Origin of the sequence: Streptomyces sp. NPDC058375 (genome assembly GCF_042723425.1) — a bacterium.
Taxonomy (GTDB): Bacteria; Actinomycetota; Actinomycetes; order Streptomycetales; family Streptomycetaceae; genus Streptomyces; species Streptomyces durocortorensis.
Genome location: NZ_JBHXJG010000292.1, coordinates 1 through 8,519, shown reverse-complemented (window position 1 = coordinate 8,519; position 8,519 = coordinate 1). Strand labels below are relative to the sequence as shown.

The window sequence follows — 8,519 nt, the reverse complement described above, 5'->3', positions numbered from 1 at the left end:
GGACGGTGATCCTCCCGGGGGCTTCCGCGTTCCCCTCACATCCCGAAGCGTCGGCCCACCCAGCGCCAGACGAACTCCAGCAGGGCGGACGCCACCACCGCGATGGCGACCGCCGTCCACGGCATCACCCCGCCCACCAGCTTCAGCGCGAAGAAGTCCTGGAGCCACGGCACCACGAGCACGATCAGGAAGCCGAGCCCCATCGCCGCCACCAGGCCGATCCGCCACCAGGTGTACGGGCGGGCGATGATCGCCAGGACCCACATCGAGACCAGGAACAGCGTCAGCGTCGCCGCGCTCGTCTCGGCCGCCAGCGCGCCCTCACCGCTGTAGTGGTGCCGTGCCACCAGGTACGTGGTGAAGGTGGCCGTCGCCGCGATGACGCCCGAGGGGATCGCGTACCGCATGACCCGGCGTACGAACTGGGGCTGGGCCCGCTCCTTGTTGGGCGCGAGCGCCAGGAAGAACGCGGGGACGCCGATCGTCAGCGTGGACAGCAGGGTCAGGTGCCTCGGCAGGAACGGGTACTCCACCTGGGTGCAGACCACCAGGATCGCCAGCAGCACCGAGTAGACCGTCTTGGTCAGGAAGAGCGTCGCGACGCGGGTGATGTTGCCGATCACCCGGCGGCCCTCGGCCACGACCGACGGCAGCGTCGCGAAACTGTTGTTCAGCAGCACGATCTGCGCCACGGCCCGCGTCGCCTCCGAGCCCGAGCCCATCGAGACGCCGATGTCCGCGTCCTTGAGGGCCAGCACGTCGTTCACGCCGTCGCCGGTCATCGCGACCGTGTGGCCGCGCGACTGGAGGGCGGCCACCATGTCCCGCTTCTGCTGCGGGGTGACCCGGCCGAACACCGCGTTCTGCTCCATGGCCGTGGCCATCTCGTCCGGGTCGGCGGGCAGCCGGCGGGCGTCGAGCGTGTTCTCCGCGCCCGCGAGGCCCAGCTTCCCGGCGACCGCGCCGACCGAGACCGCGTTGTCGCCGGAGATGACCTTGGTGGCCACGTTCTGGTCGGCGAAGTACGCGAGCGTGTCGCCCGCGTCCGGCCGCAGCCGCTGCTCCAGGACGACCAGGGCGGTGGGGGCGGCTCCGGCGGCCGCGCCGGGCGCGTCCAGGTCGCCGCCCTGCACGCGGGCCAGCAGCAGCACCCGCAGGCCCTGCTCGTTGAGCTGCTCGATCTCCGCGAGGGTCGCGTCGCCCTCGGGCAGCAGGACGTCGGGCGCGCCGAGCAGCCAGGCGGAGGCGGTCCCGTCGGCCTCCTCGAACGCCGCGCCGCTGTACTTGCGGGCGGAGGAGAACGGCATCGCGTCGGTGACCGTCCAGGCGGCCTTGCCGTCCCCGTCCGCCGGGTACGCGTCGATGATGGCCTGGAGGCTGGCGTTGGGCCGGGGGTCGGAGGAGCCGAGCGTCCGCAGCACCTGGCGTACGTACTCCTCGTCGTTCCCGTTCAGCGGCCGGACCTCCGTGACGTCCATGCCGCCCTCGGTCAGCGTGCCCGTCTTGTCCAGGCAGACCACGTCGACCCGGGCCAGGCCCTCGATCGCGGGCAGCTCCTGCACCAGGCACTGCTTGCGGCCCAGGCGTACGACCCCGATGGCGAAGGCGACGGAGGTGAGAAGGACCAGGCCCTCGGGGATCATCGGGACGATGCCGCCGACGGTCCGGGCGACGGAGTCCTTGAAGTTGTTGTCCTTCACGACGAGCTGGCTGATGATCAGCCCGATCGCCGTCGGCACCATCATCCACGTGACGTACTTCAGGATCGTGCTGATGCCGCTGCGCAGCTCCGAGTGGACGAGCGTGAAGCGCGACGCCTCCTCGGCGAGCTGCGCGGCGTACGCCTCACGCCCCACCTTGGTCGCGGTGAACGCGCCGCCGCCCGCGACGACGAAGCTGCCCGACATCACCGGGTCGCCGGGCCGCTTGAGCACCGGGTCGGCCTCACCGGTCAGCAGCGACTCGTCGACCTCCAGGCTGTCGGCCTCCGCGACCGCGCCGTCCACGACCACCTTGTCGCCCGGCCCCAGCTCGATCACGTCCCCGAGGACGATCTCGTGGGTGGAGACCTCGGCGGCGACCCCGTCGCGCCGCACGGTCGGTTTCGCCTCGCCGATCACCGCGAGGCTGTCCAGGGTCTTCTTGGCCCGCCACTCCTGGATGATGCCGATGCCCGTGTTGGCGACGATCACGAAGCCGAAGAGGCTGTCCTGGATCGGCGCGACGAACAGCATGATCACCCAGAGCACGCCGATGATCAGGTTGAACCGGGTCAGGACGTTGGCCCGGACGATCTCGGTGACCGAGCGCGAGGAGCGTACGGGTACGTCGTTGACCTCGCCGCGCGCGACCCGTTCGGCGACCTCGGCCGTGGTCAGTCCGCCCGGCCGGTGGGGCGGCGGCGGTGGCTCCACGGGGTGCACGGGATCGAGTTCCGCCCCCGCGTCGATCATGGCCGGCCGGGAGGTCTGGGGGTTGTGCTCCCCGGGTCCGGGGTTCTGCTCCCCCGAGGAATCGAGTGCCCGCTGCGTCATGGGTCCGACGTTACGGGCGTGCGCGGCCCGTCACCCGCCGGGGGGCCGAAGATCCGACCAGGGGAGGACGAAGTCGGTCCCGTGGTCGTACAGGGTCGCCTCGCGCCGCCTACCGGAGTGTCAGGCGGGCCCGGTCGGCTACGGAAGTGTCAGGCAGTCCGGTCCGCGCGGTTCGCCGGGTCGCCGCCCAGCGCCCTGTCCGCGGCCTCGGCCCCGGCGGCGTCCTTGAGCTCGGCCCGGGCCGCGTGGCGCTTGAGGGCGGCGTCACGCCCGCGGACGTACCAGATGCCGATCAGGCCGAGTCCGGCGCCGGCCAGCGGGGTCCACACCCACCAGGTGTGGCCGCGGTCGGCGAACCAGCCGTAGAAGGGGAGCTGGGCGAGGAAGAGGACGAACCAGAGGATCGTGCCGCCCACGACGGTGGCGACGACGGGGCCCTCCAAGGGCTCGGGCGCCTCGTGCTTCGGTGTCCACTTCTCCATGCGTTCAGTGTATGGGGCCACGTGGGGGCCACCTGATCGGCGGGTTGCGGGCCGGTCGGCCCAAGGGTCTACGCGCGGAGATAGCGATCTTCGCTTGATGTATTCATACTGAATCTGCTTTGGGCTGGCTCGAATTCTTCGTCTGAACATCCAAATTCGATCACCTCTCGTCCCTCTGCTCCGCCTCCCCTACGTACGACTGAGGTCACCCATGCCCCCCTCGGCCACCGCTCCGGTCGACTCCCCGCAGCCTTCGGCTCCACAGCCCCACGGCGGCCTGGACCGGTTCTTCAAGATCTCCGAGCGGGGGTCGACCGTCGCCCGCGAGTTCCGCGGCGGGTTTGCCACGTTCTTCGCGATGGCGTACATCATCGTGCTCAACCCGATCATCCTGGGCAGCGCGAAGGACATGTACGGCCACCAGCTCGACAACGGCCAGCTGGTCACCGCCACCGTGCTCTCCGCCGCCTTCTCCACGCTGCTGATGGGCGTCATCGGCAACGTGCCGATCGCGCTCGCCGCCGGCCTCGGCGTCAACACCGTCGTCGCGCTCCAGCTCGCCCCCCGGATGAGCTGGCCGGACGCGATGGGCATGGTCGTCCTCGCGGGCGTCGTCGTGATGCTGCTGGTCGCCACCGGGCTGCGGGAACGCGTGATGAACGCCGTGCCGAGGTCGCTCCGCAAGGGCATCGCGATCGGCATCGGCCTCTTCATCCTGATGATCGGCCTCGTCGACTCGGGCTTCGTCTCGCGTATGCCGGACGCCGCGCACACCACTGTGCCGCTCCAGCTCGGCGGCGACGGCCACCTCAACGGCTGGCCGATTCTCGTCTTCGTCCTCGGCGCGCTGCTCACCCTCGCGCTGATCGTGCGCAAGGTGCCCGGCGCGATCCTGATCTCGATCGTCGCCATGACGGGCGTCGCCCTGGTCATCGACGCGGTGGCGGGTCTGCCCGAGGGGGCGTGGGGTCTGACGACGCCCTCGTGGCCGGGCAATCCGGTCTCCGCGCCGGACTTCGGGCTGCTCGGCGAGGTCAGCCTGTTCGGCGGCTTCGAGAAGGTCGGCTATCTGACCGGCGTCCTGTTCGTCTTCACCGTGCTGCTTTCCTGCTTCTTCGACGCGATGGGCACCATTCTGGGCGTCGGCGACGAGGCGAAGCTGATGGACCAGGACGGTCACTTCCCCGGCATCAACAAGGTGCTGCTGGTGGACGGCATCGCGGTCGCCTCGGGCGGGGCGACATCCGCCTCCGCCACCACGTGCTTCGTGGAGTCCACCGCGGGCGTCGGCGAGGGCGCCCGCACCGGACTGGCGAGCGTGGTGACCGGTCTGCTCTTCTCGGTGGCGCTGTTCCTCACACCGCTGGCGACCATGGTCCCGTCGCAGGCGGCCACTCCCGCCCTGCTGGCGGTCGGCTTCCTGATCATCGCGGGCTCGGTACGGGACATCGACTGGAGCGACTACACGCTCGCGGTCCCGGCGTTCCTCGCGATGGTGATGATGCCGTTCACGTACTCGATCACCAACGGCATCGGCATCGGCTTCGTCGCCTTCTCCGTGCTGCGTCTGGCGGCGGGCCGGGGCCGTGAGGTGCCGGTGGCCATGTACGTGGTGTCGGCGGTGTTCGTCTTCTACTACGCGATGCCGGCGCTCGGCCTCACGTGATCGCGTCTCTGGTCACCGCGGGGCCCGCCGGCCCGCAGAGCTTCTCCGTCTCTCCGTAGAACTTCTCCGTCTCCTCGACGGCCACCTTGAAGCGTTCGTCGAAGTCGTCGCGAATGAGCGTCCGGACCACGTAGTCCTGGACGCTCATTCCGCGTTTGGCCGCGTGCTGCCGGAGCCGGTCGAGCAGCTCACCGTCTATCCGCAGGCTGAGCACTGTCGATCCCATGTCCAGCAGGGTCCACGCCCCGGAGCGCTCTCTGCGTCACTTTCCGCTTCCAACTCACTCGTTCGGGTGATCGGAATTTACGGGAGGTGCAACCGGGTGGTATTTAGGTTGGGTAATGAGTTACGCTAACAAACATGCCTGACCTGATCCACGACGGCGACAGTGCCGCCGCCGTGAGCTCCCTCCGCTCCGCCGTGATGCTGCTGGGCCGTCGACTGAAGCACCAGCGGGTCGACGAGTCGCTGAGCCCCACCGAGATGTCGGTGCTCGGCACCCTCGCCCGCTGCGGCTCGGCCACCCCCGGTGAGCTGGCCCGCAAGGAGCACGTACAGCCGCCGTCGATGACCCGCATCGTCGCGCTGCTGGAGGCGAAGGGACTGGTCAGGCTGGAACCGCACCCCGATGACCGTCGGCAGAAGAGGGTCAGCCAGACCGAGCAGGCCGAGGCCATGCTCGCGGAGAGCCGCACCAAGCGGAACGCCTGGCTGGCCCACCTCGCCGAGGGCCTGGACGAGGACGAGTGGGAGACGCTTCGGGCCGCCGCGCCCGTGTTGGAGAAGCTCGCCCACCTGTGACCCCGCGGGCGCGCCGGTGGTGATCCGCCGACGGACCGGATGGACGACATCCGGCCCGGCCTCGGATCGCCGCCGGAGCGCCCGTCGTCACGTCCCCGTCGGACCGAACGCCGCAGACGCCCGAGGAGGCGAACCCTTTTGAGTACGGGATCCGGAGCAGACTCCGCCCCCGCACCGACTTCCACCCACGAGAGCACGACCGGCGGGACCTTCTCGTCGCTGAAGATCCGTAACTACCGCCTGTTCGCCACGGGCGCCGTGATCTCCAACACCGGTACCTGGATGTCCCGCATCACCCAGGACTGGCTCGTCCTGAGCCTGACGGGCTCCGCGACGGCCGTAGGCATCACCACGGCCCTCCAGTTCCTCCCGATGCTGCTCTTCGGCCTGTACGGCGGCGTCATCGCCGACCGTCTCCCGAAGCGGCAGATCCTGCTCGTCAGCCAGGCCATGCTCGGCCTGTGCGGCATCGCGCTGGCCGTCCTGACCCTCTCCGGGGTCGTCGAGGTCTGGCACGTGTACCTGGTCGCCTTCCTCCTCGGCATGGTGACCGTCGTCGACAACCCGGCCCGCCAGTCGTTCGTCTCCGAGATGGTCGGCCCGGCGCAGCTGCGCAACGCGGTCAGCCTGAACTCGGCGAACTTCCAGTCCGCCCGGCTCATCGGCCCCGCCGTCGCCGGTGTCCTGATCACCACGGTCGGCAGCGGCTGGGCGTTCCTGCTCAACGGGCTCTCCTTCCTGGCCCCGCTCGTCGGTCTGCTGATGATGCGGACCAACGAGCTGCACGCCTCGGTACGGGTGCCCCGCGCCAAGGGGCAGCTGCGGGAAGGCCTGACGTACGTCCGGGGCCGCCCGGAGCTGATCTGGCCGATCGTCCTGGTCGGCTTCGTCGGCACGTTCGGCTTCAACTTCCCGATCTGGCTGACCGCCTACGCCGACGAGATCTTCGACGGCGGCGCGGGCATGTACTCGTTCTTCAACATCCTGATGGCAGCCGGTTCGCTGGTCGGGGCGCTGCTCTCGGCCCGCCGCCGCTCCACCCGGCTGCGGATGCTGGTCGCGGCGGGCACGGCGTTCGGACTGCTGGAGATCGCCGCCTCGCTGTCGCCGTCCGTCTGGCTCTTCTCGATCCTGCTGGTCCCGATCGGCATGCTCGGCCTGACGACGAACATCACCGCGAACACGAGCGTCCAGATGGCCGCCGATCCGGAGATGCGAGGCCGGGTGATGAGCCTGTACATGATGGTCTTCGCCGGGGGTACGCCGGTGGGTGCCCCGATCGTCGGCTGGATCAGCGACACGTACGGCGCCCGCGTCGGCTTCGCGGCCGGTGGCGCGATCTCGGTGATCGCCGCCCTGGCCGTCGGCTTCGCCCTCGCCCGCGTCGGAGGCCTCCGCCTGAAGGTCGACCTCCGCCCGGGCCGCCCGCACGTCCGCTTCGTCCCGCGCGAGCAGCTGGCGACGGCGGCGTGAGCCACGCGAAAGGCGCCCTCCCCGGGAGCGGGGGAGGCGCCTTTCGTGTGCCGGGGCGCGGGGTCAGTCGCGGGGGAAGGCGTCGGTCGCGAGGTTGAGGCCGACGACGGTCGAGGTCAGGTCGACCGGGGTGCCGAAGTCGAGGCTCAGCACGCTGCGGTACTCGTCTTCCTTCGGGAGCGTGTGCAGGTGCCAGGTGCCGGTGTACGGATCGACGATGAGATAGACGGGGACACCGGCGAGGGCATAGGTGGCCTTCTTCGAGCCGTAGTCGTTGGCGGCGGTGCTCCTGGAGATCACCTCGGCGACGAACTCGATGTCCTGGTAGCGCCAGCGGCCGTCGGCGGTCTTGGACGCGTCCTGCGTGACAGCCGCGACATCGGGGGCGAAGCCGTTGAGGAGGCCGGGGAAGTCGACGCGTACGTCGGTCTTCAGCTGTCGGCGTCCGTAGGTGGTGCGCAACTGCTCCAGGATGTCGAAGGTGATTTCCCAGTGCGTGTCCCGCTGCGGCGACATGTGTACGGTCCCCTCGACGATCTCGACCTTGAATCCCTCGGGGACGGGCTCAAGCCACTCGAACATCATGTCCAGGGTGCGCTCGTCGCTGATGTCGGCCATGTCGATCCTGTCGGTGTCTACGACGGTCATCGTGCCGCTCCTCCGCGCTGCCGCACGGGCGTGCGGGAGCCGCGTAGTACAACGATAGGCCCGGCGCCCCGGACACGCCCGTACCTGCGAGACTCGCGCGCATGAGCAGCCACAGCTCCGGCCGTCCGCCCACCCAGCGCCTCTTCGCCGCCGTCCTGCCGCCCGCCGGAGCCGTCGCCGAACTCCGTACGGCACTCGCGCCGCTCCACACGCTGCCCCGGGGCGTCGGATCTGCGCTGGACGGGCCCCGAGGGCTGGCACTTCACGCTGGCGTTCTACGGGGAGGTGCCCGAGGACGCCACGCCGGAGCTGGAGGCGCGTCTGGAGCGGGCGGCGCGCCGTACCGTGCCCTTCTCGCTCCGCGTGCACGGGGCCGGGCACTTCGGCGGGCGAGCCCTGTGGGCCGGGGCAGCGGGCGGGCTCGACACGATGCGGCTGCTCGCCGAGCGCGCGGACGCCGCCGCGCGCAGGGCCGGGCTGCCGATGGAGGAGCACCGCCGCTACACCCCGCACCTCACACTGGCCCGGAGCCGGGGCGGGGCGGACCTGCGGCCCTTCGCGGCGGCGCTGGCGGGGTTCGAGGGGGAGCGCTGGGAGGCCGGGGAGCTGACTCTCGTACGGAGCGACCTGCCGGTGTCCGGGGTGCCGGGGGAGCGGCCGCGCTACGAGACGGTCCGGGCCTGGCCGCTGGGCGGGTGAGCGGGGCCGTTACGGCGGCCCGCGCGGTCCGGGCGACGGGCCGGGCGGCCTGGCGGTCGGACCGGTGAGCGGTGCCGTTACGCTCGAAGGGTGGACCCGAAGACCAGAAACCGCATCATGGCGGCCGTGCTCGTGCTGATATTCGTCGTCGTCGCCGTGGGGGCCGCCCTCGGCGGCTGAGACCGGGACGCCGGGCGGCGCCGCGCCGCCCGGACG

At 70.6% G+C, this 8,519-nt stretch carries 7 protein-coding genes and 1 pseudogene; 4 read left to right on the top strand and 4 right to left on the bottom strand.

The features are described 5' to 3' along the window. Positions 1–35: 35 nt before the first annotated feature. Together ACFWM7_RS30995 and ACFWM7_RS30990 are read right to left on the bottom strand one after the other, a co-directional pair. Positions 36–2,534 carry an HAD-IC family P-type ATPase gene (locus tag ACFWM7_RS30995; protein WP_383266911.1) on the bottom strand — a complete coding sequence of 833 codons (2,499 nt, stop codon included), beginning with the start codon at positions 2,532–2,534 and terminating at the stop codon, positions 36–38. 149 nt (positions 2,535–2,683) lie between these two features. After that, the gene (locus ACFWM7_RS30990) at positions 2,684–3,016 is read right to left on the bottom strand and encodes a DUF2530 domain-containing protein (protein ID WP_383266909.1); all 333 of its coding nucleotides are present in this window, start codon (positions 3,014–3,016) and stop codon (positions 2,684–2,686) included. 211 nt (positions 3,017–3,227) lie between these two features. On the opposite strand from ACFWM7_RS30990, the gene ACFWM7_RS30985 reads away from it, so the two are divergent. Continuing rightward, positions 3,228–4,682, top strand: coding sequence for an NCS2 family permease (locus tag ACFWM7_RS30985; protein WP_383266906.1), 1,455 nt, complete (start codon positions 3,228–3,230; stop codon positions 4,680–4,682). Here ACFWM7_RS30985 and ACFWM7_RS30980 read toward each other — a convergent pair. Further along, a complete protein-coding gene (locus ACFWM7_RS30980) occupies positions 4,675–4,908 on the bottom strand; it encodes a hypothetical protein (protein WP_383266903.1) in 234 nt (77 codons plus the stop codon). The two genes, ACFWM7_RS30985 and ACFWM7_RS30980, sit on opposite strands and share 8 nt — an antisense overlap. Positions 4,909–5,042: 134 nt before the next feature. On the opposite strand from ACFWM7_RS30980, the gene ACFWM7_RS30975 reads away from it, so the two are divergent. Next, on the top strand, positions 5,043–5,483 hold the full coding sequence (locus ACFWM7_RS30975; RefSeq protein ID WP_006126571.1) for a MarR family winged helix-turn-helix transcriptional regulator: 441 nt from the start codon (positions 5,043–5,045) through the stop codon (positions 5,481–5,483). A gap of 138 nt (positions 5,484–5,621) precedes the next feature. Beyond that, positions 5,622–6,956: an MFS transporter gene (locus tag ACFWM7_RS30970; RefSeq protein ID WP_383266899.1), complete on the top strand. Its 1,335-nt coding sequence runs from the start codon at positions 5,622–5,624 to the stop codon at positions 6,954–6,956. A 63-nt stretch (positions 6,957–7,019) separates the two neighbouring features. On the opposite strand, the gene ACFWM7_RS30965 is transcribed toward ACFWM7_RS30970, so the two are convergent. After that, positions 7,020–7,604, bottom strand: coding sequence for a Uma2 family endonuclease (locus ACFWM7_RS30965; RefSeq protein ID WP_383266896.1), 585 nt, complete (start codon positions 7,602–7,604; stop codon positions 7,020–7,022). A gap of 101 nt (positions 7,605–7,705) precedes the next feature. On the opposite strand from ACFWM7_RS30965, the pseudogene thpR reads away from it, so the two are divergent. Further along, positions 7,706–8,303 (top strand): annotated as a pseudogene (gene thpR / locus ACFWM7_RS30960) (RNA 2',3'-cyclic phosphodiesterase). Positions 8,304–8,519: the final 216 nt, after the last annotated feature.